General features: G+C 74.9%; 24 protein-coding genes. 13 read left to right on the forward strand and 11 right to left on the reverse strand.

All coding sequences use genetic code 11. The features are described 5' to 3' along the window. Positions 1–10: 10 nt before the first annotated feature. The 3 genes from Sru02f_RS27770 to Sru02f_RS27780 all read left to right on the forward strand — a co-directional run bounded on the left by Sru02f_RS27770 (position 11) and on the right by Sru02f_RS27780 (position 2,733). Entirely contained in the window at positions 11–1,534 is a 1,524-nt protein-coding gene (locus Sru02f_RS27770; protein ID WP_167469324.1) for an FAD-dependent oxidoreductase, read from the forward strand. A gap of 90 nt (positions 1,535–1,624) precedes the next feature. Continuing rightward, the gene (locus tag Sru02f_RS27775; RefSeq protein ID WP_109029727.1) at positions 1,625–2,491 is read left to right on the forward strand and encodes a polysaccharide deacetylase family protein; all 867 of its coding nucleotides are present in this window, start codon (positions 1,625–1,627) and stop codon (positions 2,489–2,491) included. Positions 2,492–2,508: 17 nt separating this feature from the next. Next, on the forward strand, positions 2,509–2,733 hold the full coding sequence (locus tag Sru02f_RS27780; protein ID WP_109029728.1) for a hypothetical protein: 225 nt from the start codon (positions 2,509–2,511) through the stop codon (positions 2,731–2,733). On the opposite strand, the gene Sru02f_RS27785 is transcribed toward Sru02f_RS27780, so the two are convergent. Then, the gene (locus tag Sru02f_RS27785) at positions 2,725–3,399 is read right to left on the reverse strand and encodes an ABC transporter (RefSeq protein WP_109029729.1); all 675 of its coding nucleotides are present in this window, start codon (positions 3,397–3,399) and stop codon (positions 2,725–2,727) included. The two genes, Sru02f_RS27780 and Sru02f_RS27785, sit on opposite strands and share 9 nt — an antisense overlap. After that, a complete protein-coding gene (locus Sru02f_RS27790; protein ID WP_109029730.1) occupies positions 3,396–4,250 on the reverse strand; it encodes an ABC transporter ATP-binding protein in 855 nt (284 codons plus the stop codon). Before Sru02f_RS27790 ends, Sru02f_RS27785 begins: the two co-directional genes overlap by 4 nt. Before the next feature lie 44 nt (positions 4,251–4,294). Between Sru02f_RS27790 and Sru02f_RS27795 the strand changes: the two genes are divergently transcribed. The 4 genes from Sru02f_RS27795 to Sru02f_RS27810 all read left to right on the forward strand — a co-directional run bounded on the left by Sru02f_RS27795 (position 4,295) and on the right by Sru02f_RS27810 (position 9,109). Beyond that, on the forward strand, positions 4,295–5,044 hold the full coding sequence (locus Sru02f_RS27795) for a peptidyl-tRNA hydrolase (protein ID WP_109029731.1): 750 nt from the start codon (positions 4,295–4,297) through the stop codon (positions 5,042–5,044). Between the two features lie 136 nt (positions 5,045–5,180). Continuing rightward, the gene (locus Sru02f_RS27800; RefSeq protein ID WP_109029732.1) at positions 5,181–6,497 is read left to right on the forward strand and encodes a DUF692 domain-containing protein; all 1,317 of its coding nucleotides are present in this window, start codon (positions 5,181–5,183) and stop codon (positions 6,495–6,497) included. Between the two features lie 116 nt (positions 6,498–6,613). Further along, complete coding sequence (locus Sru02f_RS27805) at positions 6,614–7,411, forward strand: TIGR04222 domain-containing membrane protein (protein WP_109029733.1); 798 nt, start codon at positions 6,614–6,616, stop codon at positions 7,409–7,411. Positions 7,412–7,525: 114 nt separating this feature from the next. After that, on the forward strand, positions 7,526–9,109 hold the full coding sequence (locus Sru02f_RS27810) for an alpha/beta hydrolase (RefSeq protein WP_167469325.1): 1,584 nt from the start codon (positions 7,526–7,528) through the stop codon (positions 9,107–9,109). On the opposite strand, the gene hemQ is transcribed toward Sru02f_RS27810, so the two are convergent. Both hemQ and hemG read right to left on the reverse strand, forming a co-directional pair. After that, positions 9,110–9,841, reverse strand: a complete 732-nt coding sequence (gene hemQ, locus Sru02f_RS27815) for a hydrogen peroxide-dependent heme synthase (RefSeq protein ID WP_003972879.1) — start codon at positions 9,839–9,841, stop codon at positions 9,110–9,112. It abuts the gene before it with no gap. Positions 9,842–9,845: 4 nt separating this feature from the next. Beyond that, entirely contained in the window at positions 9,846–11,330 is a 1,485-nt protein-coding gene (gene hemG / locus Sru02f_RS27820) for a protoporphyrinogen oxidase (RefSeq protein ID WP_109029735.1), read from the reverse strand. Positions 11,331–11,568: 238 nt separating this feature from the next. Here hemG and Sru02f_RS27825 point away from each other — a divergent pair, with 238 nt between their 5' ends. Beyond that, on the forward strand, positions 11,569–12,549 hold the full coding sequence (locus Sru02f_RS27825; protein ID WP_109029736.1) for a DUF4349 domain-containing protein: 981 nt from the start codon (positions 11,569–11,571) through the stop codon (positions 12,547–12,549). A gap of 27 nt (positions 12,550–12,576) precedes the next feature. Beyond that, positions 12,577–13,974, forward strand: coding sequence for an FAD-dependent oxidoreductase (locus Sru02f_RS27830; protein ID WP_109029737.1), 1,398 nt, complete (start codon positions 12,577–12,579; stop codon positions 13,972–13,974). 13 nt (positions 13,975–13,987) lie between these two features. Here the strand turns inward: Sru02f_RS27830 and Sru02f_RS27835 are convergent, their stop codons facing one another. Next, positions 13,988–14,350, reverse strand: coding sequence for a hypothetical protein (locus Sru02f_RS27835; RefSeq protein WP_115744787.1), 363 nt, complete (start codon positions 14,348–14,350; stop codon positions 13,988–13,990). Positions 14,351–14,485: 135 nt separating this feature from the next. Here Sru02f_RS27835 and Sru02f_RS27840 point away from each other — a divergent pair, with 135 nt between their 5' ends. Next, positions 14,486–15,304, forward strand: a complete 819-nt coding sequence (locus tag Sru02f_RS27840) for a rhomboid family intramembrane serine protease (RefSeq protein WP_164275426.1) — start codon at positions 14,486–14,488, stop codon at positions 15,302–15,304. 37 nt (positions 15,305–15,341) lie between these two features. Here Sru02f_RS27840 and Sru02f_RS27845 read toward each other — a convergent pair whose 3' ends face one another. The 5 genes from Sru02f_RS27845 to Sru02f_RS27865 are packed head-to-tail and all read right to left on the reverse strand — an operon-like array spanning position 15,342 to position 20,752. Continuing rightward, positions 15,342–16,574: an MFS transporter gene (locus Sru02f_RS27845; RefSeq protein WP_109029739.1), complete on the reverse strand. Its 1,233-nt coding sequence runs from the start codon at positions 16,572–16,574 to the stop codon at positions 15,342–15,344. 6 nt (positions 16,575–16,580) lie between these two features. Beyond that, a complete protein-coding gene (locus Sru02f_RS27850; protein ID WP_109029740.1) occupies positions 16,581–17,150 on the reverse strand; it encodes a GNAT family N-acetyltransferase in 570 nt (189 codons plus the stop codon). Next, positions 17,143–18,351, reverse strand: a complete 1,209-nt coding sequence (locus Sru02f_RS27855) for a type III PLP-dependent enzyme domain-containing protein (protein WP_109029741.1) — start codon at positions 18,349–18,351, stop codon at positions 17,143–17,145. The genes Sru02f_RS27850 and Sru02f_RS27855 overlap by 8 nt, the downstream gene beginning before the upstream one ends. Next, positions 18,348–19,676: a DUF6271 family protein gene (locus Sru02f_RS27860; protein ID WP_109029742.1), complete on the reverse strand. Its 1,329-nt coding sequence runs from the start codon at positions 19,674–19,676 to the stop codon at positions 18,348–18,350. The genes Sru02f_RS27855 and Sru02f_RS27860 overlap by 4 nt, the downstream gene beginning before the upstream one ends. Then, positions 19,658–20,752, reverse strand: coding sequence for a phytanoyl-CoA dioxygenase family protein (locus tag Sru02f_RS27865; RefSeq protein WP_109029743.1), 1,095 nt, complete (start codon positions 20,750–20,752; stop codon positions 19,658–19,660). The genes Sru02f_RS27860 and Sru02f_RS27865 overlap by 19 nt, the downstream gene beginning before the upstream one ends. Positions 20,753–21,168: 416 nt before the next feature. On the opposite strand from Sru02f_RS27865, the gene Sru02f_RS27870 reads away from it, so the two are divergent. Further along, the gene (locus Sru02f_RS27870) at positions 21,169–22,689 is read left to right on the forward strand and encodes a glycoside hydrolase family 3 protein (protein ID WP_109029744.1); all 1,521 of its coding nucleotides are present in this window, start codon (positions 21,169–21,171) and stop codon (positions 22,687–22,689) included. 28 nt (positions 22,690–22,717) lie between these two features. On the opposite strand, the gene hemE is transcribed toward Sru02f_RS27870, so the two are convergent. Continuing rightward, a complete protein-coding gene (gene hemE / locus Sru02f_RS27875; RefSeq protein ID WP_109029745.1) occupies positions 22,718–23,785 on the reverse strand; it encodes a uroporphyrinogen decarboxylase in 1,068 nt (355 codons plus the stop codon). Positions 23,786–23,936: 151 nt separating this feature from the next. Here hemE and Sru02f_RS27880 point away from each other — a divergent pair, with 151 nt between their 5' ends. Further along, a complete protein-coding gene (locus tag Sru02f_RS27880; protein ID WP_109029746.1) occupies positions 23,937–24,653 on the forward strand; it encodes a DUF3000 domain-containing protein in 717 nt (238 codons plus the stop codon). A 293-nt stretch (positions 24,654–24,946) separates the two neighbouring features. Continuing rightward, positions 24,947–25,609, forward strand: coding sequence for a response regulator transcription factor (locus Sru02f_RS27885; RefSeq protein WP_003972894.1), 663 nt, complete (start codon positions 24,947–24,949; stop codon positions 25,607–25,609). Positions 25,610–25,737 lie beyond the last annotated feature (128 nt).

Genomic DNA, 25,737 nt, shown 5'->3' on the forward strand with positions numbered 1-25,737 from the left:
CCCGGGCCGCATGACTCAGAACGTGCAGGTCAGCGACTCGTACTGGCTTCAGACGGCACCGGGCGGCGCGGCCCGCCCCGCGCTCGCGGAGGATCTCGACGTCGACGTCGCCGTGATCGGCGCCGGTGTCGCCGGGCTCAGCGCGGCCTGGGAGCTGAGCCGGGCCGGGCGGAGCGTGGCGGTGCTGGAGGCCGGGCGGGCCGCCGCCGGGGTCACCGGGTACACCAGCGCCAAGCTGACCGTCCTGCACACCCTGGTCTACGACAGGCTGCGCCGCACCCGCGGCCCCGAGGGCGCCCGGCTGTACGCCCGCTCGCAGTCCGAGGCGATCGAGCACGCCGCCGGGATCGTCGCCGAGCTGGGCATCGACTGCGACTGGGAGACCCGGGACGCCTACACGTACGTCCGCGACCCCGGCCGCGTGGACGAGCTGCGCGCCGAGGCGGCCGCGGCCGAGGAGGCGGGGCTGCCCGCGTCGTTCGTGACGGAGACCGGGCTGCCGTTCCCGGTGGCGGGCGCCGTGAAGGTGACCGGGCAGGCCCAGTTCCACCCCGTCAAGTACCTGCTGGCCCTCGCCGCGGACCTGGAGGCGCGCGGCGGGCGGATCTTCGAGGGCACCACCGTCCAGGGTCTGGACGAGGGCGAGCCGTGCCGGGTGAGGACGGAGGCGGGGGCGACGGTCACCGCCCGGGACGTCGTGGTGGCCACCCACTATCCGATCTTCGACCGGGCCCTGCTCTTCGCCCGCCTCTCCCCGCGCCGCGAACTGGTCGTCGCCGGGACCGTCGAGGCGGACCGCGACGTCGACGGCATGTACATCACGCCGGAGGAGAACACCCGCTCGGTGCGCACGGCACCGCTGGCCGACGCGGGCCGCCGCCTGCTCGTCGTCACCGGCGAGCACTTCACCCCCGGCACGGGCGACACCCGCGAGCGCTTCGAGACCCTCGCCGCCTGGGCGGACGAGCACTTCCCCGGCGTCGAGCGCACCCATGCCTGGGCCACCCAGGACATCGACCCCACCGACACCGTGCCGATGGTCGGCCCGCTGCACCCGGGCGCGCACCACACGTACGTCGCCACCGGCTTCGGCGGCTGGGGTCTGAGCGGCGGCATGATGGCGGGCCGGCTGCTCACCGCGCAGATCACCGGCGAGGAGTGCGCGTGGAGCGGGCTGTACGACCCGCGCCGACTGCGCACGGCGGTGCGTGAGGCGCCCGCGCTGCTCAAGACGCAGGCCGAGGTGGCCCGGCACTTCGTCGGCGACCGGCTGCGGCCCACCCCGCCGGTGGAGGCGCTGCCGCCGGGCGAGGGCGCGGTGGTCCGGGCGGGCGGCGACCGGGTCGCGGTCTACCGGGACGAGGAGGGCGCCCTGCACGCCGTCTCGCCGCGCTGCACCCACCTGGGCTGCCTGGTCGACTTCAACGCGGCCGAACGCGCCTGGGAGTGCCCCTGCCACGGCTCCCGCTTCGGCACGGACGGCAAGGTGCTGGAGGGCCCGGCGACCAAGCCGCTGGAGCGGCGGGACATCTGACGCCCTGGATCTGAGCCGGGCGGGTGACCGAGGCGGCACGTCACCCCTCATAGTCATACAAACCGAACATCCCACTCCTACGTTCGTACGGTGATCACTCTCGTACGACGTGCCACCGCGCTCTGTGTCCTGGGCGCCGCCCTCGCCGCCTGCGGAACCACCGGGGCCGAGCAGACCCCCCGCCCGGCACCCTCCGCCCCCGCCCCGTCCCCCTCCTCCTCGTCCGCCCGGACGCCCACCCTCGCCCCCGGCCCCGCGGGTCTGACGCCCGTCTTCGAGCACGGCCCGCGCACGGGCGGCACCAAGGACGGCAAGCCGGTCGCCCTCACCTTCGACGCCGACATGACCGCCGACCAGGGGCCGCGGGCGGCGTCGGGCGAGCGGTTCGACAACCCGGGGCTGATCGCGGCGCTGCGGGAGCTGAAGGTGCCGGCCACGGTGTTCATGACCGGCCGCTGGGCGGAGGAGTACCCGGACGAGGCCCGCTCCGTCGGCCGGGACCCGCGGTTCGAGATCGCCAACCACTCCTACAGCCACTACGCCTACACCGACGACTGCTACGGCCTGCCCACCGTGTCCAAGGACCGCATGCGCCCGGACCTGGAGCGGGCGTACGCGGCGTTCGAGAAGGCCGGGGTGCCCAACCCGATGCCGTACTTCCGCTTCCCCGGCGGCTGCTACGACAAGGCGGCCCTCGAGGAGTTGTCGGCCACCGGGGTCACCGCCGTGCAGTGGGACGTGGTGAGCGGGGACGCCTTCGCGACGGACGCCGACGCGGTCACCCGGCAGGTGCTCGACGGGGTGCGGCCGGGGTCGGTCGTCGTCATGCACTGCACGCGCAGCGCCGCCCCGGTGACCGAGGAGGTGGTGCGGGCGGTGGTGCCGGAGCTGCGCCGCCAGGGGTACCGCTTCGTGAAGGTCTCGGAGCTGGTCGGCGCCGCGAACGGACACGCCTGACGTCCTAGGCTGGAGACATGGACAGCGACCACGACCACGAACCGGAGCCGGACGGCGCCGGCTGCGAGCCCGGCGGCTACTGCCTGATCGACGCGCCCCGGCCGCCGAAGGCCGACGGCCCGCCGTTCGCGGAGTGCGTGCAGTGCCGGGAGCCGACGGAGTACCCGGAGTCGTACAAGGGCATCACGCTCTGCCCGGTCTGCGAGTGGCAGGAGGCCCAGCGCACCGCCTGCTCAGGCTGACGACCTGCGCGGGCCGAGCGCACAGGCCACGGCGATCGCGCCCGCGGCGATGACCGCCGCCCCGGCCAGCGGCAGCAGCGGCAGCGGGACCGCGCCCGACCTGGACCCGGTGACCAGGCCGCTCACCGCAGCCCGCGCCGGGGACCCCGACGCCACCAGCGCCAGCAGGGCCGCCAGCAGCAGGGCGGGGACCGCGCGGCCGGGCGAGCGCAGCACCGGCCAGGCGGTGAGCGCGCCGACGGCGGTGCCGAGCAGGGCGCACACCAGCGCGGCGAGCAGCCCGGCACCGGCCGCCGGGAGCGGGGACACGCGCGTTCCGTGACCGGTGCTGACGGGGTCGCTGATCAGCGTCACGACGACGGTCGCGACGGCGGCCAGGACGACGGCGGCGGCCAGCCCCACCAGCACGGCGGCCAGGTGGGACCGCGCGGGACCCCGCGCCGCCGACACGCACCCCCGCGCGGCGGGCGGCTCGCCCGTGACGCAGATCCGCACCAGCCAGGCCGCGACCGGCAGCAGCACGGCCGCCGCCCAGCCCAGCGAGTCGAGCACCGGCTGCCCGCCCTGCACGCCGATGCCGAGCGCGGCGGCGTACAGCACGACGGGCGGCAGCCAGCGCTGGGAGCGCAGCAGGAGCGCGGTCTGGTAGCGCAGCAGAGCGGTCATCGGCGGTCCTCGGGGGCGTGCACGCTCACCACGTGCCAGGGCGGCCGGGCGGTCAGGAGCGTGCGCAGCAGGACGTCGGAGTGCGAGGCGGGGACGGTGAGCGTGTGGCAGCCGGGACCGGTCTCCTCGGCCGAGGAGGCCACGCGGTGCACGTCGGCGGGGAGGGCGGCACCGGCCGGCCCCCGCACCCGCACGACGACCCGCGGCCCCGCGGACACCGGGGCGGGTCCGGTACGGCGGTGCAGGGTGCCGTCGCGCACGGCGTACACGGCGGCGGGCACCCCGGCCAGGCGGCGCGGATCGTGGTCGACGAAGACGACGGCGCCGCCGGCCGCCGTCCGTTCGGCGACCGCCCGCTCCAACTCGCCCCGCGCGTCCGCGTCCAGCCCGGTCCAGGCCTCGTCGAGCACCAGCAGCTCCGGCTCGGCGAGCAGGGCCTGCGCCACCGCCACCTTCTGGCTGCTGCCCTTGGACAGCCGGGAGAGCCGCGTGCCGGCGTACCCGGCGGCCCCCAGCCGCTCCAGCCAGTGCCCGGCGGCACGGGCCGCCGCCCGGCGGGACAGGCCGTGGACGGCGCCGAGGTGGGTCAGGTACTGGGCGGCCGTGAAGGGCAGGGTGGGCGGGAAGCGTTCGGGGACGTAGGCGGTGCGCGGGCGGCCGGTGACCCGGCCCTCGGTGGCGGCGTCGATCCCGGCGACCAGGCGCAGCAGGGTCGACTTGCCGGTGCCGTTGGCGCCCTCGACGCGGACGAGGGCGCCGGGCTCCACGCCCAGCTCGACCCCGCGCAGCACCCACGGGCCGCGCAGACCGTAGCGGCGGCCCACCCCGTCCAGCCGTAGCTCGCGTCGCATGGGGCCATACTCTCCCAGCCGCGCGGGTTGGCAGACTGTAGGGCGTGAGCAACGACCCGACGACACCCGTCCCCGCGCCCGTTCCCGTCCCCGACAGCCCCTTCCGTCCCGAGCCCGGCGACCGCGACCTCGCGCCGCAGTTCGTGCTGCCGCTCGTGGTGCGCATCGAGCGGGCGGCGCCGCCGTCCCGCACCGACGCGCTGGAGACCGCGGCCCGGGCGGTGCTGGTGATGCTCGCCGACGAGCGGTCGACCGGCGACGGCGCGTGGGCGCGGGCGGTGCGGGACTGGCAGGACGCGCGTATCCGCAAGGTCGTCCGGCGGGCCCGCGGCGCGGAGTGGCGGCGGGCCGAGGCGCTGCCGGGCATCACGGTCACCGGCAAGAACGCCGAGGTACGGGTCTTCCCGCCGGTCCCGTTGGACGGCTGGCCCAAGGACCTGGCCCGCCTCCAGGTCTCCGGCACCGACCTCGACGACCCCGAGCCGCCGGTCGACGCCGACCCCACCGCGCCGGTGCTCTGGCTCAACCCCGACCTGGACATGTCGGCGGGCAAGGCGATGGCCCAGGCGGGCCACGGTGCGCAGCTCGCCTGGTGGGAGTTGTCCGGGGACGAGCGGACGGCGTGGCGCGACGCGGGCTTCCCGCTGTCGGTGCGCACCGCGGACCCCGCCCGCTGGACCGGCCTCACCACCGGCGCCCTGCCGGTGGTGCGGGACGCCGGGTTCACGGAGATCGCGCCGGGTTCGTGCACCGTGGTGGCGGACCATCCGGCGCTGCGGCGGGCGCGCCCGTAGCCGCGGGGGCGAACCGGCCGGGGCCCGGGGTGGCCCGCGAACCTCAAATGTTCCTCTGAAGGCGTCCTGAGCGGGGTTCGGGCCCGGTCGCGCGGGCGATACCCCGGTCATGACGACGCGGAGGGAGGGATCGGCCATGCGACGACTGGGCACCGGCATCGGATGGCGGCCGGAGATCGCGGACGCCGTCGAGGAGATGCCCGGCATCGAGTGGGTCGAGGCCGTGTCCGAGAACCTGTGTCCCGGGCATCTGCCCGACTCGCTGCTGCGGCTGCGCGAGCGCGGCGTGACCGTCGTACCGCACGGGGTCTCGCTGGGGCTCGGCGGCGCGGACCGGCCGGACCCGGGACGGCTGGCGGCGCTGGCCGAGCGGGCCGAGGTGCTCGGGTCGCCGCTGGTCACCGAGCACATCGCGTTCGTGCGCGCGGGCGGGGCGCTGACCGCGTCGCCGTCGCTGGAGGCGGGGCACCTGCTGCCCGTGCCGCGCACGCGCGACGCCCTCGACGTGCTGTGCGAGAACGTGCGCGTCGCGCAGGCCGCGCTGCCCGTGCCGCTCGCCGTGGAGAACATCGCCGCGCTCGTCCCGTGGCCGGACGAGGAGCTGACGGAGGGGCAGTTCCTGTACGAGCTGGCCGACCGGACCGGCGTGCGGCTGCTGATCGACGTGGCGAACCTGCACACCAACCACGTCAACCTCGGCCAGGACCCGGCCGAGGCGCTCGCCGAACTGCCCCTGGAGGCCATCGCCTACGTCCACGTCGCGGGCGGCTTCGAGCGGGACGGCGTCTGGCACGACAGCCACGCCCACCCCGTCGCGCGGCCGGTGCTGGACATCCTGACCGACCTCGCCTCGCGCGTCGCGCCGCCGGGCGTGCTGCTGGAGCGCGACGAGAACTTCCCCTCCGGCGACGAGCTGCGGGGTGAGGTGGAGGCGATCCGCGGCGCCGTGGAGAAGGGGCGGGCGGCGGCCACCGGGACCGGAGCGGCCGCCCACACCTCGCGCACCGGTACCGATGCGGGCTCCGGCGCCGACGACGCCGTACGGCAGCGGCTCGGGCTGGCGCAGGCCGCGCTGCTGTCCGCGCTGGTCGCGGGGGCGCCGGTGCCCGAGGGGTTCGACCGGGTGCGGCTGGGGGTGCAGGCGCGGGCGCTGGCCGGGAAGCGGGCCGACGTGGTCGGGAAGGTCGCGCCCGAGCTGCCGGTGATCCTGGGCGCGCGGTACCGGCCCGCCTTCCTCGCCTACGCGCAGGACCGTCCGATGACCGGCGGCTACCGGCGGGACGCCCTCGACTTCGTCGCACACGTGCTGCGGACGGCGCCCGGGGACGAGGACCCGGGTGTGCGGCGGGAGTTGCGGGAGTGGTGGCTGGAGCGGTCGGGACCGGTGCCGCGGTCGGCGCGTCCCGGGGCCCGGCTGGCCCGTGCGACCAGGCGTGTTCTGCTGCGCCGCTGAACCGGGGGCGGCGTGGGGGGACATCGCCGAGCGGAACGTCACATACCCACAACGCTGCGTCCCGGAATGTGAAAAGGGCATGGCGCCGGCGAAAGCCTTTGGCATAGAAGTACGGCATGTTCTGGGTCCTTTTCCTCCTGTCGGCCTGGGCCGTCGCCGGCCTCGCGTGCCTGCGGCTGTGCCTGGCCGCCGTACGCGCGGCGGCCGTGGAACCGGGCGCCGTCGTCCGTGAGCACACGCTGACGCTGTACGAGGCGGCGTTCCTGTCCGGCGGTCCGCGGCGGGTGGCGGACCTGACGCTGGTCTCGATGGCGCGCCAGCGGCGGCTGCTGCTCGCGCACACCGGCTGGGCGACCGTCGTCGACCCGTGCGGCCGGGACGACATGGAGCGGTCGGTCATCGGGGCGATAGGACCCGGTGGCCAGTCCCGGATAGCGCCGGTACGGGCCGCCGCGGCCGCCGCCGACGCGGTACGGGGCCTGGCCGACCGGCTGGTGGGAGCGGGCCTCGCAGTACCCGACGGCGGCACCGGCGGCGTCGCGGCCGGGGTGCGCCGGGTGCGGGTCGCCGCGGTGACGGTGTGCGCGCTCGGCCTGGTCGCCCTGGCGCTGCCGCTGCCCGCCACCGAGCCGCGCCTCCTGATCGCCCTCTGGTTCGCGCTGCCGCTCGCCCTGACGCTCGGGTGCCTCGCCATCACGCGCATGGAGATCCATCCGTACGCGCGCTGGGCCTCCCCCGCCGGGCAGCGGCTGGTCGGCGCCCTCGTGCGGCAGGCCGACGGCACGGCGGACGACCGGACCTTCCTCACCTCGGTCGCCGTGCGCGGCGTGCACGCGATAGGCGAACCGGACCTGCGTGCGGCCTTCGCCCACCGCGAGAAGTACGCCGGGGACCACTGGGAGCGCCGGGCCTGACGCCCGGGGGGCGTACGGGGGCACTCGGCGCCGACACCCGCGGGCGGTGCTTGCCCCGTCCGGCCGCCGCACCAAACATCCCTTGTGTCACACCGTGCACCGAAGGGATACGCGATGCGAGCTGCCGCCCTCTACTCGGCCGCCGGGTCCTTGCTGCTGGCCACCCTCACCGCCGCCCCCGTCCAGGCGGCGCCGCCGGCCGGGCCCGGATCGGCCGAGGCGCTCGGCACCGCCGTGGCCGCCCGGCGCGCGGCGGCGGCCGGGGTGGACTTCGGCAGGTGCCCGAAGGCGGAGGAGCTGCCGGACGGCATCCGCTGCGGCACCGTGACCGTGCCGCTGGACTACGCCCACCCGGACGGCGAGCAGGTCCGGCTCACCGTCAGCCGGGTGCGGGCCACCCACCGGGACCCGGACGGCGGCGGGCGCGAGGTCTCCGGCCAGGGCGCGCTCCTCTACAACCCGGGCGGCCCCGGCGCCTCCGGGCTGTACTTCCCGCTGGTGGGCATGGTGCCCGAGTGGAAGCGCATCGCCGCCGCCTACGACCTCGTCGGGTACGCCCCGCGCGGGGTCGCGCCCTCCGCGCCGCTGTCCTGCCAGGACCCCGGGGACTTCTTCAAGGGGCCGCGGCCGGCGCCGACGCGGCCCTCGGACGCGTACAAGAAGGAGCGCGCCGCGGAGGCCGAGGCGTACGCGCGCGACTGCGCGGAGCGGGGCGGGGACGCGCTGCGGCACTACCACTCGCTCAACAACGCCCGGGACCTGGAGGTCGTCCGCGCCGCGCTGGGCGAGCGGCGGCTCACGTTCATGGGCGCGTCCTACGGCACCTACCTCGGCGCGCTGTACGCCGAACTGTTCCCCTCGCACGTGCGGCGGATGGTGTTCGACGCGGTGGTGAACCCGGACCCCGAGCAGGTCTGGTACCGCAACAACCTCGACCAGTCGGAGGCGTTCGAGGACCGCTGGGAGGACTTCAAGGAGTGGGTCGCCGAGCACGACGCCGTGTACGGGCTCGGGGACACGGCGCGGCAGGTGCAGGACAGCTACGAGGAGGCGAGTGCGCGGCTGGCGGCGGAGCCGGCGGGCGGCACGGTGGGGCCCGCGCAGTTGCAGGGGGCGTTCCTGAAGGCCGGGTACTACGACGACTACTGGCCGCACCGTGCCGAGGCGCTGTCGGCGTACCTGAAGGGCGATCCGCAGCCGCTGGTCGACCAGGCGGGCACCCGGACCGCGGAGGGCGCGGTGCGGTCGGAGAACTCCAACGCCGTGTACACGGCCGTCGAGTGCAACGACGCGCCCTGGCCGGCCGACTTCGAGGTCTGGGACCGGGACAACACCCGGCTGGCCCGCCGGGCGCCGTTCGAGACCTGGGACAACGTGTGGGCCAACCTGCCGTGCGCCTACTGGCGGGCGCCCCGGCAGCGGCCGCTCGACGTGCGCACCGCGCCGGGCGAGCTGCCGCCGACGCTGGTCCTGGCCGCCGAACGGGACGCGGCGACGCCGTACGAGGGTGCGCTGGAGCTGCGGCGGCGGCTGGCGGGCTCGGTGCTGGTGACCGAGCGGGACGCCGGGACGCACGGCATCGCGGGCGGACCGAACGACTGCGTCAACGGCCACCTGGAGGCGTACCTGCTGGACGGCCGCCTCCCGGCGCGGGACACGTCGTGCGCCCCGCGCCCGGAGCCGGAGCCGAGGGCCTGACTAGGCGAGCCCGGCGACCAGCTCGCCGATGTCCTTGCGGCGCCCGGTGTAGAACGGGATCTCCTCGCGGACGTGGCGACGTGCCTCGGAGCCGCGCAGGTGGCGCATGAGGTCGACGATGCGGTGCAGCTCGTCGGCCTCGAAGGCGAGGATCCACTCGTAGTCGCCCAGCGAGAAGGAGGCGACCGTGTTGGCGCGCACGTCCGGGTAGCCGCGGGCCATCTTGCCGTGGTCGGCGAGCATGCGGCGGCGGTCCTCGTCGGGCAGCAGGTACCAGTCGTAGGAGCGCACGAACGGGTAGACGCTGATGTAGTTCCGCGGCGTCTCGTCGGCCAGGAAGGCCGGGATGTGCGAGCGGTTGAACTCGGCGGGGCGGTGCAGCGCCATGTTCGACCAGACCGGCTCCAGCGCACGCCCGAGCTTCGTGCGGCGGAAGAGGTTGTACGCCTCCTGGAGCTGGTCGGCGGTCTCGGCGTGCCACCAGATCATCAGGTCGGCGTCCGCGCGCAGCCCGGACAGGTCGTAGGTGCCGCGGATCGTCACGTCCTTCGCGGCGAGCTGGTCGAACAGCTCCTGGACCTCGTCGGCGTACCCGGCGCGGTCCTCGGGGAGGGTGTCCTTGAGCTTGAAGACGGACCAGAGGGTGTAGCGGATGACCTCGTTGAGGTCCTTGGCCAGCTTGCCCTTGTTCGGGATCCGCTCGGCGGCGGGGGTGGAGGCGTCGTCACTCATGGCCCTATTCTCCCGCTCCGCCGTGCAGGCTCTGCACCGGGTGGGCCGTGAGCTGCTCCACACCGCCGAGGTCGCCCCGGATCTGGTCGGCGGCGGCGTACGCGCTCGCGATGCTGGCCGGGATGCCGACGCCGTCGTAGGCCGCGCCGCACACCGCGAGGCCGGGGAGCTTGGCGACGTGCTCGCGGACGCGGGCCACGCGCGCGTGGTGGCCGACGGGGTACTGCGGCAGGCCATCCTGCCAACGGGTGACGCGGGTGGCGACGGGCGCGGCGGTCAGGCCGGTGGCCTCGGCCAGGTCGTGCCGGGAGACGGCGACTAGGCCCGCGTCGTCGCGGCCGAGGATCTCCGTGTCGCCGTACCGGCCGACCGAGGTGCGCAGGACCATCAGGTCCGGGTCCTCGTCGGCGATCCAGCCCCACTTGCGGGAGGCGAAGGTGGACGCCTTGATGGTGTGCCCGTCGACCGGCGGTACGAGGAAGCCGCTGCCCTCGGGGAGCGCGGCGGCCTCCGAGCGGCGGTAGGCGAGGGTGATCAGGGCCATCGAGGCGTACTCCACCGCGGACAGCTCGGCCGCGGCGGCGGGCGCCTCGGCGCGCAGCAGCTCGGCGGCGGGCCCGGCCGGGACGGCGACGACGACCGCGCCGGCGTGCAGCACCCGGTCGCCGGCGACGATCCGCCAGCCGCCGGACGCGGTGCGGCGCAGCTCGGTGACGGGCGCGTGGGTGACGATCTCGCCGCCGCGCGCGCGGACGGAGTCGGCGACGGCGGGCGGGAGGGTGCCGATGCCGCCCTCGATGCCCATGAAGACCGGACCGCTCGGCGGTGAGGTGGCCGTGCGGCCCTGGAGGGCGCGGACCGCCTCGGTGAGCGAGGTGTGGGTGCGGGCGGCCTCGAAGAGCTGCGGCACGGCCGAGCGGAGCGAGATGCGGTAGGCGTCGCCCGCGTAGACGCCGCCCAGGAGCGGCTCGACGAGGCGGTCGACGACCTCGCGGCCGAGGCGCGCGGCGACGTACTCCCCCACGGCCACGTCGTCGCCGACCTCGGTGCGGGGCAGCTCGGCGTCGCGCTCGATGCGGGCGAGGCCCTCCTCGGAGAGCACGCCGGACAGGGCGGCGGCGGTGCCGGGGACGCCCATGACGTGGCCCTTGGGCATGGGGCGCAGGGCGCCGCGGGTCCACAGGGAGGCCGTCGCGGTGGACGGCGGCTGGAGACGGTCGCCGAGTCCGGCCGCGCGGGCCAGGCCGACGGCCTCGGGGCGGCGGGCCAGCATCGACTCGGCGCCGAGGTCGACGCGTACTCCGGCGATCTCGCCGGGCAGCAGCTTGCCGCCGACCCGGCCGGACGCCTCCAGGACGGTCACCCGGGCGCCGGCCTCCAGGAGACGGTGGGCGGCGGCCAGTCCGGCGATGCCGGCTCCGACGACGACTACGTGTCCGGGTGCCTCTTCCGGTGGGAACTCGCCCGCCGGGGTCTCACTTGCGCTCATGGCCCCAGCGTCTCAGACGCCACCGACACCGCCCCGGGGCCGGACGGCCCCCGCCCCGGGCCCACAGGTCCCGCGCGATCCGCGCGACCCGCGCGTCCGCCCGTCCGTCCGGCCCCGTCCGGCGCCCGGCCGGCCGCGAGTCCGGACCGTGATCTCTTCGGAACCGTTCCGCGCCGTCGTGCGCGCCCCTCCGCGCGTCGTAGAGACATCAGTTGCCACCAACCTGGGGGGATCCACGATGCAGGTACGACAGCAGGCGACAGGAAGAACCGCGGCGCCGAGGTCCGTGCCACCCGCCCGCGCCCTGGCCGGCCTGTTGCTGGTCACGGCGCTCGCCCTCACCGGATGCAGCGCCTCGGACGCCGGCTCCGACGCGGGCGGCAACGCCAAGGCGGCCGCGCCGCAGCAGGGCTCGCAGGCGCAGGACTCGCAGGCCGACGGCACGACGGGCGCGGCCGGTGAGGGCGGGTCCGACGGCGCCGGTGCGAGCGCGCCGCCGAAGCTCACCCCGGCCCACATCATCCGCACCGTCTCCCTGAGCGTTCAGGTCAAGGACACGCCCAAGGCGCTCGACGCGGCCCGCACCGTGACCGAGAACGCCGGCGGATACGTCGGCGACGAGTCCACCACCCGCGACGCGGAGGGCCACGAGCGGACCGAGGTGACGCTGCGCGTGCCCGTGGAGCGCTACGAGGACGTGCTCGACGCTCTGGAGGGCGCCGGGAAGCTGCTGCGGCGCGACGCGAAGGCGGAGGACGTCACCGACCAGGTGGTGGACGTGGACAGCCGCGTGAAGTCGCAGCGGGCGAGTGTGGCCCGGGTCCGCGAGCTGATGGACCGGGCGACGCGGCTGAGCGACGTGGTGAGCCTGGAGGGCGAGCTGAGCACCCGTCAGGCGGAGCTGGAGGCGCTGCTGGCCCGGCAGGCGGCCCTGAAGGACCGCACGAGCCTGGCCACCATCACCCTCTCCCTGTCGGAGACGCCGGTGAAGCACGAGGAGAAGAAGGAGGACGAGGACCCGGGGTTCACGGACGCGCTGGCCGGCGGCTGGGACGCCTTCGTGACGATGCTGCGCTGGGTGGCGGTGGTGCTGGGCGCGGTGGCGCCGTTCGCCGCGGTGGCCGCGCTGCTCGCGCTGGTGTGGCTGCGGGTCGTACGCCCCCGGCTGCCGCGCCGTCCGCAGGGGCCGCGCGGTGCGGAGCCCGGGGCGCGGGACTGAAAGATCCCGCCCACGTAGCGTGTTCGCATGAACATGAGCGCTGGGGACGGGAAGAGCGAGCGGCTGGTGGTGATCGGCGGCGACGCCGCGGGCATGTCCGCGGCGTCGCAGGCGCGCCGGCTGAAGGGCCCGGACGAGCTGGAGATCGTGGCGTTCGAGCGCGGTCACTTCAGCTCGTACTCGGCGTGCGGCATCCCGTACTGGGTCGGCGGCGACGTGACCGGACGGGACGCGCTGATCGCGCGCACGCCCGAGGAGCACCGCGCCCGGGACATCGACCTCAGGATGCGCACCGAGGTCACGGAGATCGACGTGGCCGGCGGGCGGGTACACGCGCGTGACGTCGATTCGGGCGCCGAGTCCTGGACGTCGTACGACAAGCTGGTGATCGGGACGGGAGCGCGGCCGATCCGGCCGGAGCTGCCGGGCATCGACGCGCCCGGCGTGCACGGGGTGCAGACGCTGGACGACGGGCAGGCGCTGCTCGACACGCTGGCACGCACGCGTGGCCGCCGCGCGGTGGTCGTCGGCGCCGGGTACATCGGCGTGGAGATGGCCGAGGCGCTGATCAACCGCGGTTACGAGGTGACGGTCGTCAACCGCGGCCGGGAGCCGATGTCGACGCTGGACCCGGACATGGGCCGCATGGTGCACGGGGCGATGGAGGGTCTCGGCATCACCATGGTCAACGACGCCGAGGTCACCGGGGTGCTGACCGGGGACGACGGCCGGGTCCGGGCGGTGGCGACCAGGGACGCCGAGTTCCCGGCGGACGTGGTGGTGCTCGGCATCGGGGTGCGCCCCGAAACGGGGCTCGCCGCGGCGGCGGGGCTGCCGCTCGGTGCCCACGGCGGGCTGCTCACCGACCTCGCGATGCGGGTGCGCGGCCACGAGAACATCTGGGCGGGCGGCGACTGCGTGGAGGTGCTCGACCTGGTCTCCGGCCAGGAGCGGCACATTCCGCTGGGTACGCACGCCAACAAGCACGGGCAGGTCGTCGGCACCAACGTCGGCGGCGGCTACGCGACCTTCCCGGGCGTGGTCGGCACGGCGGTCAGCAAGGTCTGCGACCTGGAGATCGCGCGGACCGGCCTGAGGGAGAAGGACGCGCTGCGGGCGGGGCTGCGCTTCGTGACGGTGACCGTCGAGTCCACCAGCCGGGCGGGCTACTACCCGAACGCGTCCCCCATGACGGTGAAGATGCTGGCCGAGCGGCGCACCGGGCGGCTGCTCGGCGTGCAGATCGTCGGCCGTGAGGGCGCCGGCAAGCGGGTCGACATCGCCGCGGTGGCCCTCACGGCCGGGATGACGGTCGAGCAGATGACCGCCCTGGACCTCGGTTACGCGCCGCCCTTCTCGCCGGTGTGGGACCCGGTGCTGGTGGCCGCCCGCAAGGCGGCGAGGGAGGTCGAGCGGCAGCGCTGAGGAGCGCCCGCGGTCAGGCCGTGCCGTTGATCCGGTCGATGGCCTGCCGTGCCTGCTCGGCCGGGGGCCGCGCCGGCAGGGAGGACACGGACGCCGGGGCGCCCATCGACGCCGGGGCGGTCGCCGGCACCGGGGTGCGTACCGCGGGCGGCTGCTCACCGGCCGGCTTGGCGTGGGACGCGCCGCGCGCGGAGCGCAGCCGGTGGCTCACCGCCTCGTCCAGCGTCACCGGCCGCTGCATCTGCGCCGCCAGCCGCCCCGCCTCCTGGCCGAGGCGGGCGACGTCCTCCCAGGGGAGGCGGAGGACGAGGGCGACCTCGGCCTCGCCGTCGGGCAGGGCGTGCATCGCCGGAGCCGGTGTGACCCGTTCGTTCATCGCCTGTTCCTCACGTCGTCCCCGCGTCCCGCCTTCCCCGGGCCGCGGGCGGTTGAGAGGGCATACGTACACACGGACGGGGGCGTTCAACGGGGCGGACCGGTTCACCGCCGGCCGGGCGGGCAGTACTGTCTCGTGGTCATCCCCGTCCATGACGTGAACCCGGCGCGCCGCACCCCGTGGGTGACGTACGCCCTGATCCTCGCGAACATCCTGGTGTTCCTCTTCACCCCCGGTATGGCCGGGTCCGCGTCGGGCGACGGCAGCCTCGCGCAGATGTGCGACCTCCAGGCCTTCCTGGACCACTGGGCGGCGGTGCCCCAGGAGCTGCTCCAGCACCGGATGCCCCGCCTGGTGCCCACCGGCGCCGTGGGGGTCGGCCCGCAGGGGCCGGGCTGCGTGGTCGCGCCACCCGGCTACGACAAGTCGCCGGAGCTGAGCGTCCTGACGGCGATGTTCCTGCACGGCGGCTGGCTGCACCTGCTGGGCAACATGCTCTTCCTGTGGATCTTCGGCAACAACGTCGAGGACCGGATGGGCCACGTCCCCTTCCTGCTCTTCTACGGCGTCTGCGGCTACGCGGCGACCTACGGCTTCGCCCTCCTCAACGCCGACTCGGGCGCCCCGCTGATCGGCGCGTCGGGCGCGATCGCCGGGGTGCTCGGCGCCTATCTGGTGCTGTATCCGAGGGCCCGCGTCTGGGTGCTGGTGCCCTTCCTGATCTTCCTGCCGCTGCGGCTGCCGGCCTGGCTGGTGCTGGGCTTCTGGTTCGGGCTCCAGGCGGTCTACTCCTCCGGCGGCGCCGTGTCCGACGCGGGCACGGTGGCGTACGTGGCGCACGTCGTCGGCTTCGTCGTCGGCATGCTGATCGCCTGGCCGCTGCGGCGGGGCACCCCGCGCCCGCCGGAGCCGCCCGGGCTGCTGTTCGGGCGGCGGGCACGGCCGGGGTGGTGAACGGCGGGCCGGGTGGTGATCGGCGGGCGGGGCGTGCTCAGGCGGGGGTCGCCTCGCTCTGCGCGACGGAGGCCGGTTCGGTCCAGCTGATCCGGGTGCTGCACAGGGCGACGGCGCCCGCCGAGGCGGCCACGGCGCCCATGCCCCACGCCAGGTTGCTCGCGCCGGCGATGAAGCCGATGAGCGGCGGGCCGGCCAGCAGCCCCGTGGTCCCCATGGCGGCGACCAGGGTCAGCGCGTCCGAGCCCTGCCGGGCGGCGGCGGCGTAGACGCAGGGGGTCACGGCCGCGATGCCCAGGCCCATGCAGGCGAAGCCCGCCAGCGCCGGGGCGACGCCGCCGCTGACCAGGGCGACGGCGAGACCGGCGGCGGCCACGGCGCTGCCCAGCAGGACGACCCGTCCGTCGCCCCAGCGGCCGCGCCAGCCGTCGGCGAAGAGGCGGGCGACGACCATCATCCCGGACACCACGGCGATGCCGAGCGGGGCGAGTTCCGCCGAGGCCTCGGCGATGTCCTTCAGGTAGAGGGCGGACCAGTCGTTCATGGCGCCCTCGGCCACCGTGCCGAAGACCATGGCGCAGCACATCCACAGGGTCAGGCGCGAGGGCACGGTCCAGCGGCGGCGGCCCGGCTTCGGGCCGGCGTCGGCCGGGACGTCGGCCGGGGCCCCGTCGTCGGCCGGGTCCGGCCGGTCGGCCGGGGCGTCCTCGTCGAGCAGTCCGGTGCGCGCCGTCACGCCCAGCGCGGCGAGCAGGACGACGGCGACACCGAAGTGCGCCGCGACCGATCCGGTGGCGGCGGTCATGCCGGAGGCGAGCAGGGCCGCGAGCAGCGAGCCGGCGCTGAAGACGGCGTGCAGCCTCGCCATCGTGTTGCGTTCGTGCCGGGTCTCCAGGGCCGCGCCCTGCGCGTTCATGGCCACGTTCAGGCAGCCGACAAGGACGCCGTCGGCGCACATCACCAGCAGCGCCACCGGGTAGTTGGGCGCCGCCGCCAGGGCGAGCAGCAGCAGGGCCAGGCCCAGCTGGGACAGCAGGGCCAGCCGCCGCGAGCCCATCCGGCGCATCAGCCAGGCCACCGCCGGGAAGGAGACCGCCGCCCCGACCCCCGCGGCCATCAGGAGCACCCCCACCTCAGCCGCGCTCAGGTCGAGGTCGGCCTTGATGGCGGGGATCCGCGCGGCCCACGTGGCGTACTGGAAGCCGAGGGACAGGAAGAGCGCGGCGATGGCCAGTTGGCCGCGCCGGAAGGGGTCGTGGAGACGGGTCACGCGCAATCAGCTCACTTCGCGCAGGGTGGGGGCGGGCGGGGAGAGGGACGGGCGGCCCCGGGTCCGCCGGGCGGCCGCCACCGGCTTGGACATGTAGACGGCGTCGCCGCCGTACTCGCCGGGCGGCACCACCCCCGGCTCGGCCACGAAGCCGCGCGCCGACCAGAACCGTTCGGTGCCGCCCACGGCGACCAGGGAGATCCGCTCGTCCCCGCGCGCCCCGGCGGTGGCGGTGAGGTGGTGCAGGAGGTGCCGGCCGAGCCCCCGGCGGCGCAGCCCGGGGGCGACGACGATGTCGTGGAGGTGGAGGTTCCCGGGCTCGGACGCGTCCCGGGCCGCCTCCGTCCGCGTCAGGTCCGGGTAGCGGTGCGGCGGATAGGGCAGCGCGAGCAGGTAGCCCGCCGTACGGGCGCCGACGTCCACCACGAAGCAGGTGTCCGGCGACGCCGCCGCCCGGGACTGGAGCGCGGCCCGGCCCTCCGACAGGCCGAGGCCGGTGTAGGCGTCCCGCTCCAGCGTCACGACCGCGTCCCAGTCCCCGTCGGCGAGGGGGCGTACGCGCACGGTCTCAGTCATCGGCGCCGGTCCCCTCCGGGCGGCCCGCGAAGGTGTACGGGAGCGGGGCGAAGCCGTTGAAGCCCCGGGTCGTGTAGCTGGTCGCGTAGGCGCCGCAGGACAGCACCCAGACCGGGTCGCCCGAGGCCAGCGCCGCGGGCACCGGGACCAGCCCCTCCTCGTGGGAGTAGGCGTCGTCGCTGTCGCAGGTGGGTCCGGCGACCACGGCCGGGACGTACGGGCCCTCGGGGTGGCCCGGGAAGACCAGCCGGTACTGCAGGGCGTCCATCTCGTACAGGCCGTTGAACTTGCCGCAGCTCAGGTAGAGCCAGTGCTGCCGCTCGCCGTCGGCCGCCCGGCGCTCGGTGAGGCGGGCGACGTGGGCGCGGATCGCGCCGTGGTCGGCGACGAGGTGCCGCCCGGGTTCGACGACGAAGTCCAGGTGGCCGCCGTGGATCCGGCGCAGCTCGTCCATGCCCTCCCGGATCACCGCGAAGATCTTGTCCAGCGGTGGGTCGAGGGGGGCGCCGTGCCGGTCGCGGTAGCCGAGCGCGGGCAGGCCGCCGCCGAGGTTGACGTGGTCGACGCGGATGCCGCGCCGGCCGAGTGCGCGCAGCACGTCGCCCAGGTCGTCGACGGCGCCGTGCCAGGCCTCGCTCGTCATCTGCTGGGACCCGACGTGCACGGACAGGCCGGCCGGCACCAGCCCGGCGTCCCGGGCCGCCACCAGCACCCGGACGGCGTCGCCGGGCGGGCAGCCGAACTTGTTGCTCAGCCCCCACAGCGCGCCCGCCCCGCCGGTCGCCACCCGGCAGAACACCCGGGCGCCGGGGGCGTGGGCGGCGAGGGCGGCGACGTCCTGGAGGCTGTCGGTGGCGAAGGTGCGCACGCCGAGCCGGTGGGCCTCGGCGATGTTCCGGTCGGACTTGACGGTGTTGCCGTAGTGCACGCGCCCGGCCGGCACCCCGGCCCGCAGCGCCTGCTCGACCTCGCCGGGGCTCGCCGCGTCGGCACCGGCGCCCCGGCCGGCCAGGGCGGCGAGGACCTCGTCGACCGGGCAGGCCTTCATCGCGAACCGCACCTGTACGCCGGGCAGTTCCTCGAGCAGCGTGTCGTGGCGCCGCTCGATGCCGGCCAGGTCGTACACGAGCCGGTCCTCGGTGGCGGCGGCGAGCGCGGCGGCCAGGGGTTCGCCGAGGTCCGCGGCCGTCAGGGGGCTCACCGCTGCTGCCCCTCGGGCAGGCGGACCGGGGTGGTCCTGGCCGCGGCCACCATGGACTCCCACGCCTCCGTCAGCAGTGCGAAGTCGGCCATGTCGCCGCGTGCCTCGTCCAGGAGGCGGGCGCGTCGCCCGGCCAGCAGGTCGGCGAAGTCGGCGTATCTGCCGCCGAGCCTTCGGTAAGCGGCGTCCAGGGCGTCGAGCCGGCGGACGTTCTCCGCGGTGTCGAGGCCGGTGCTCTCGCGGGCCAGGGCGGCGACGGTGTCGGGGCGGACCCGGCCGTGCTCGTCCAGCAGGGCGTCGCCCGCCTCGGCCATGCGGTCGTAGACGTGGTGGAAGTAGAGCATCGACAGCAGGAACTTGGCGAAGCGGGTCTGGTAGGCGAGGAAGCCGGGTCCCGTCCGGCGTTCACCGGTGTAGTAGTTGACGATGTTCCGGTTGTGCAGCACGCCCGGCAGCCGCGCGTCGTGCACGAGGTGGATGAGGAAGTAGTCGCTGCCGATGGTGTCCCGGGCGGGCGGCAGCGGCACGCGTTCGCTGACCGTCGGGCCGTGGAAGGCGATGTTGCACATGTCCACGCGCATCGGGTCGACCACCGTCAGCAGCGAGTGGTCCGCCGTGAAGGGTTCGGTGCCCGCGCCGGTGAAGGACTCCTCGACCAGGGCGCGCTTCTGCTCGGCGGACCAGTCCTCGGGCGCCCACAGGGAGACGACGTCGTGGTAGACGTCGGGGTCGGTGTCCCGTATCTGCGCGATGTCGACGGAGAGTTCACCCACGAAGGAGCTGCCGACCATGGCGACCCGCCGCTCCCGGAGGTGGTCCGGGAGGGCGACCGGCTCGGTGACGCCGGCCGCGGCGTCGGCGGCGCGTTGGCCCAGCGACAGCAGTTCGTGGTGGACGGGGTAGACGGTACGGCCGTCCACGCTCTGGTAGCGGCTGTCGGAGTCCCTGCGGTGGACGGACTCGCAGCCGAGCGCGGCCGCGATCAGGAACGCGCGGTTGGTGCAGGCGCCGTAGGACAGCCCGTCGGGGAGCATCAGGTCGAGGAGCAGTTCGGGCTTGGCGCTCCCGGAGCGTGCCGCCACCCGGGTCAGGAAGTCGCGCTGGGCCGCCTCGTCGAGGTGGTGCGCGGTGATCCGGGGGTGGGCCGGCAGGCGCCGTAACGCGGCGGCGTGGGCGGCGCGTTCCGCGGGCGGGCAGGAGTCGAGGACCAGCAGATGGACATCGATGTCGAAGTGGTCGGCGGCGTAGGCGGCTTCCTCGCCCAGGGCCGCGACGGTGTCCGGGCAGTGCCGGTTGGTGGGCAGGGTCAGGCAGATGCCGCGCATGCGCCGTCCCCGGTGGCCTCGTTCCGGTCGCTGTTCTGGTCGCCGCTCTCGGCGCCGGCGTCCGCGTGCCAGGACTTCAGGCCGAGCAGCCTGGCGCCGAGGTCGGTCAGTTCGGCGGGGCCGTAGCGCTCGGACTCGTGCCGGTGGGCGTCGCCGAGGAGGGTGACGTTCCAGTCGGGGGTGGCGAGGGTGCGCCAGGAGTCGATCCGGGAGTCGCGCAGGGTGCGGTGGGACTCCAGCGCGGGCATCATCGACAGGTACTGCACGGCGCGCACGCCCTCGCCGGAGACGTTCGGGGCGACGCCGTGGGCCAGCAGGCCGTTCCAGATCAGCAGGTCGCCTGCTTCCAGGTCGGGCCGTACGACGGGCATGTCCTCGCGGTCGATCGCGGGCCTGATCGGGTCGCGGCCGTCGGGCTGGAGGGCCTTCCAGCGGTCGAAGCGGCGGAACAGCTCGGGGCAGCACTGGAAGCCGCCGTGGTCGGGCTTGGTGTCGTTGAGCGCGATGATGCCCTGGACGCGCTGCGGCAGGACGCCGAGCGTGGTGTCCACGTCCCAGTGCAGGTCGATGTCGAAGCCGCGGTCCGGCTTGTTGATCAGGGCGCGGTCGCGGTTGCCCGTGTTGGGCGGGTTGAGGTTGAGCCGGTCCAGGGTGACCCACAGCTCCTCGCAGTCCCACACGTCGACGAAGGCGTCGTAGACGCGCTGCGTCTGGCGGCTGTCCCAGATGAGCTGGTGGTGGTAGGCCTCGACGAAGCCGTAGATGTGCAGCTCCCGGTCGAGGTCGGAGCGGTACTCGCGGTCCTGGTACCAGGTGTCGGGGCGTTCGGGGTCGAGGCCCTGGAACTCCCAGGCGAAGTCGAGCAGTCGGCGCGCGGAGTCGGCGGGTATCGCCTCCTTCACGACGACGTAGCCGTACGTCTGCCAGTGGGCGAAGTCCTCCTCGGACAGCACCCGCAGCGGACGGGTCTTGTCGAGGTCGCGCAGCTGGGTGCGGGCCAGGTAGGTGTCGGCGTCCGCGCTGAAGTAGGGCAGGTCCGACGGGGCTCGGTGGAGGTAGGAATCGGGCGTCGCCATGTGGTGCTCCAGATCCTCGCCGTCGCCCCGTGCGGGCAACGGCGGTGTGCACGACGGTGGTCGGGCCGTCGCACATGAGGTCGGGTGGTGGCAGCGGGCCCGCTCGCGGCACGGGGCGGGAGCGGGGCGAGGTCCGGGGTGGTCGTCACGGAAGTCGTCGTACGGAAGTCGTCGCCGCGGCGGCGGACTTCGCGGTCCGGTCGCGGCAGGTGCCCGGCGCGGAAACTGACGTCACATCCGTCCCTCGCCGAACTTGCGCCTCACAATGGACTAGACCAAGGCGGGGTGTCAACACCCCTCCCGACTAGGCGAGTTGTTACTTCCGAGTTCGGCGAGGGGCACTCTTGACACGCCTGGTTAACCTGAACGCGCACCTCCTTGGTCTATACCAAGAATCCACCCGAAAGGCGCGGCCGATGTCCTCCAGCAAGCACAGCAGCGAGTTGCGTCGGCTCGCGCTCTCCGTTCTGCAGCCGGGTTTCGTGGGCACCGAGGCCCCCGACTGGATCCTGCGCGACATCGGCGACGGACTGGCCTCCGTCGTGCTCTTCTCCCGCAACATCGTCTCCACCGAGCAGGTCGCCCGGCTGACCGCGCGACTGCGCGCCGAGAACCCCGACCTGATCGTCGCGATCGACGAGGAGGCGGGCGACGTCACCCGCATCGAGTCCGCCACCGGGTCGTCCCGGCCGGGCAACCTCGCCCTCGGCACCGTCGACGACCCGGCGCTGACCGAGGCGGTCGCCGCCGACCTCGGCCGGCAGCTGCGCACCGCCGGGGTGAGCCTCGACTACGCGCCGAGCGCGGACGTCAACTCCAACCCGGACAACCCGATCATCGGCGTACGCTCCTTCGGTTCGGACCCCGAGGTGGTCGCGCGCCACACCACCGCGTGGATCCGCGGCCTCCAGTCGTCCGGCGTCGCCGCCTGCGCCAAGCACTTCCCCGGCCACGGGGACGTCGCCGTCGACTCCCACCACGACCTGCCCGCCTACCCGGCCGGCCGGGACGAGATCGCCGCCCAGGCGCTGCCCCCGTTCCGGGCCGCCCTCGCGGCCGGCGTGCGCGCGGTCATGAGCGGCCACCTGCTGGTGCCCGCCTACGACCCCGACCTGCCGGCCACGCTGAGCCGGCGGATCCTGCACGGCCTGCTCCGCGAGGAGCTGGGCTTCGACGGCCTGGTCGTCAGCGACGCCATCGAGATGGGCGCCGTCACCCGCCGCTACGGCATCGACGGCGCCACCGTGAAGGCCGTCGCCGCCGGGGTGGACGCCGTCTGCGTGGGCGGCGAGAGCGCCGAGGAGGCCACCGTCGCGCTCCTGGTCAAGGCGCTGACCGCCGCGGTGACCGGCGGGGAGCTGGCCGAGGAGCGGCTGGCCGAAGCGGCGGGCCGGGTACGGGAGTTCGCCCGCTGGTCGGCCGGGCTGCGGGCGTCCGGCGCCGCCGGGGAGGCCGCCGGGGACGGCATCGGCCACGTCGCCGCCCGCCGGGCCGTACGGCTCACCGGTGCCGCGCGGGCCGCCCTGCCGCTGACCGCCGCGCCGCACGTGGTCGAGCTGGCCCCGGTGACCAACATGGCCATCGGCAAGGAGACCCCGTGGGGCGTGGCCGAACCGCTGCGGGAGCGCCTGCCGGGTACGACCTCCGTGCGGGTGCGCGGGCAGGAGCTGGAGGAGGGGACGGTGGCGCTGGAGAGCTGCGCCCTCGAACCGGCCGTGGGGCGCCCCCTGGTGATCGTCGCCCGCGACGCGGCCCGGCACGCGTGGATGAGCCGCGCCGTGACCGGCCTGACCGCCGCCCGCCCGGACGCGATCGTGGTGGAGATGGGCCTGCCGGGCGCCGGCCCCGCCGCGGCGGCGCAGATCTTCACCCACGGCGCGAGCGCGGCCTCGGGTGTCGCCGCGGCGGAGGCCCTGACTCAGGCATCGGTGCTCTGAGCCGGAGCCCCTCCCCGGGCGGGTGCCCTCAGCGGGTGGTCTGCGTGTGGACGTACTCCACGAGGTGGGTCAGCGCGTCCGGGTCGGTGGTCGGCAGGACGCCGTGGCCGAGGTTGAAGACGTGGCCCTCCAGGCCCGCCGCCGCGTCCAGGACCTCGCGGGTCTTGGTCTCGACCGCCTCCCGCCCGGCGAAGAGGACGGCCGGGTCCAGGTTGCCCTGGAGCGCCTTGCCCGGGCCGACGCGGCGGGCCGCCTCGTCCAGCGGGACGCGCCAGTCGACGCCGACGACGTCCGCGCCGGCCTCGCCGAGCAGGCCCAGCAGCTCGCCGGTGCCGACACCGAAGTGGATGCGCGGCACGCCGTACCCGGAGACGGCCTCGAAGACCTTGCGGGAGGCGGGCAGCACCGAACGGCGGTAGTCCGTGGGGGAGAGCGCGCCGACCCAGGAGTCGAAGAGCTGGACGGCGCTCGCGCCCGCTTCGATCTGCACCTTCAGGAAGGCGGCCGTGATGCCGGCGAGCCGGTCCAGGAGGTCGGCCCACAGCTGCGGGTCGCCGTACATGAGGGCCTTGGTGTGCTCGTGGTTGCGGGACGGGCCGCCCTCCACGAGGTAGCTGGCGAGGGTGAACGGCGCGCCCGCGAAGCCGATCAGCGGGGTGGCGCCCAGCTCGCGGGTGAGCAGGCCGAAGGCCTCCGTGACGTAGGCGACGTCCTCGGGGGTGAGGTCGCGCAGCCGCGCCAGGTCCGCGCGGGTGCGGATCGGGTCGGCGATGACCGGGCCGACGCCGGGCTTGATGTCGAGGTCGATGCCGATGGCCTTGAGCGGGACCACGATGTCGCTGAAGTAGACCGCCGCGTCCACCCCGTGCCGGCGCACCGGCTGGAGGGTGATCTCGGCGACCAGTTCCGGCCGCATGCAGGACTCGAGCATCGGGATGCCCTCGCGCACCTTCAGGTACTCCGGCAGCGAGCGCCCGGCCTGCCGCATGAACCACACCGGGGTGTGCGGCACCGGCTCACGCCTGCACGCCTTGAGGAACGCGGAGTCGTACGTGGCGGTCGGCGGCTGGCCCGCGGGGCTCTGGTTGGCACTCACACCGGCAAGTCTCGCATGCCCCCGGAACGGCACCGGACCACGGGTGGGGCGGCTCCCGCGTGCCCCCGCGGGGCCGCGTGATCCGGACATCGCGTCCGCCCGCGGGTGTCCCTCCCTGCGCCGGGCCGCCGTTCCGCTTAATGTTCCCCGCATGGCTGCGGCTCAGGGACGACTGTCGGACGGCGCTGGCGGAATGGACGAGGCGAAGGGGACCGAGGAAGAGGCCCGGCACAAGGGGGGCCACAACGGAAGCAACGGAAGCGGCGGGGGCAACGGGAGTACCGTGCCGCCGCCCTTCGCGGCCGCCGTGGAGGCGCTGCGGACCGCGCGGCTGCGGCCGCAGATCGAGGTGGAGGCGACCCCCGCCCCGAAACGGCTCGCCCCGCACGCCTACGCCCTCGAGGCCGCGGTCGTGGACGGGGACGACGACCTGGCGGACGGGCGGCTGGTGCTGCTGCACGACCCGGCCGGGCACGACGCCTGGCACGGGACCTTCCGGCTGGTGACGCTGGTGCGGGCGGAGCTGGAACCGGAGATGGCGGCGGATCCGCTGCTGCCGGACGTGTGCTGGTCCTGGCTGACCGGCGCGCTCCAGGCCCGCGGGCTGACGTACGGGGAGCCCAGCGGCACGGTCACGCGTGCGAGTTCCCACTATTTCGGAGGGCTCTCGGCGCGCCCGTCCGCCTCGCAGATCGAGATCCGGGCGTCCTGGACGCCGCGCGAGGGTCTCGGCGGCGTCCCGGACACCGCGGCGCACCTCTCCTCGTGGTGCGACCTGCTGGCCCAGGTCGCGGGTCTGCCGCCGGCGGCGCCGGGCGACGCCTCGGTCGTGACGCTGCCGCAGCGGCGCGGCCCGCAGTCGCGCTGACCCGTCACCAGCCGTCGTTCATCGTTCCGGGCAGGGGGTCCGCATGCCCGGAGGAGGTTCCGTCACTTTGTCGACACGGCCACTTTCGGCCTCGTATCGACAAAGTGCGGAACCGTTCGATCTTCGAATGATCGACAGCGTGTCCGAATTGCTCGGATTGTTACTCACCAGATCGTGATCATTCTCTAAAGGAGGACGCGTTCGGTGCCGAAGACGACTGTGACCTTGAAAGCACGGTTCGTCCCGGCTTAAACCCCATGAGCCGGCCCCGTCCCCGCACCCCAGGAGGCCTGGTGTCCGTTCTCCTCGAGCAGCCTGCAAGCCTGGTCGCCTACCGCCCGAACAAGCCGACCGCCATGGTGGTCGTGGCCGACCCGCGCGTCCGTTCCACCGTCACCCGCCATCTGTGGGCGCTCGGTGTGCGCGACGTGATCGAGGCCTCGTCCGTCGCGGAGGCTCGTCCCCGCATCGGCAACCCCCGCGACATCTGCGTCGCGGACGTCCACCTCCCCGACGGCTCGGGCCTGACCCTGCTGTCGGAGACCCGTGCCGCGGGCTGGCCCAACGGGCTCGCCCTGTCCGCCGCCGACGACATCGGCGCCGTGCGCAACGCCCTGGCCGGCGGCGTCAAGGGCTACGTCGTCACCGGCACCCGTACCAACGTCGGGCTCCCCACCCGGCCGGGCGCCGCCCCCATCGGCGCGGCCGCCGCCCGTCTGCACCGCCGCCCCCCGGGCGCCCCGAGCCACCCGGGCGGCTACCGCGAGCTCTCCGGCCGCGAGGTCGAGGTGCTGCGGCTGGTCGCGGAGGGCCAGTCGAACAAGGCGATCGGCGTCTCGATGGGCCTGTCCGCCCTGACCGTCAAGAGCCACCTGGCCCGCATCGCCCGCAAGCTCGGCACGGGCGACCGCGCCGGGATGGTCGCGGTGGCCCTGCGCACGGGCATCATCCACTGACCGCCCCGATCCCCGATTCCCCCGATCTCCATTCCCCGCTCCCCGGTCCCCCGCTCCCCCGCACTCCACTCCCGCTCCCCACTCCCCCGACAACGCCCCGTGAAGCCGGTCTTTCACTGACCTGACTG

Source organism: Streptomyces rubrogriseus (genome assembly GCF_027947575.1).
Lineage (GTDB): Bacteria > Actinomycetota > Actinomycetes > Streptomycetales > Streptomycetaceae > Streptomyces > Streptomyces rubrogriseus.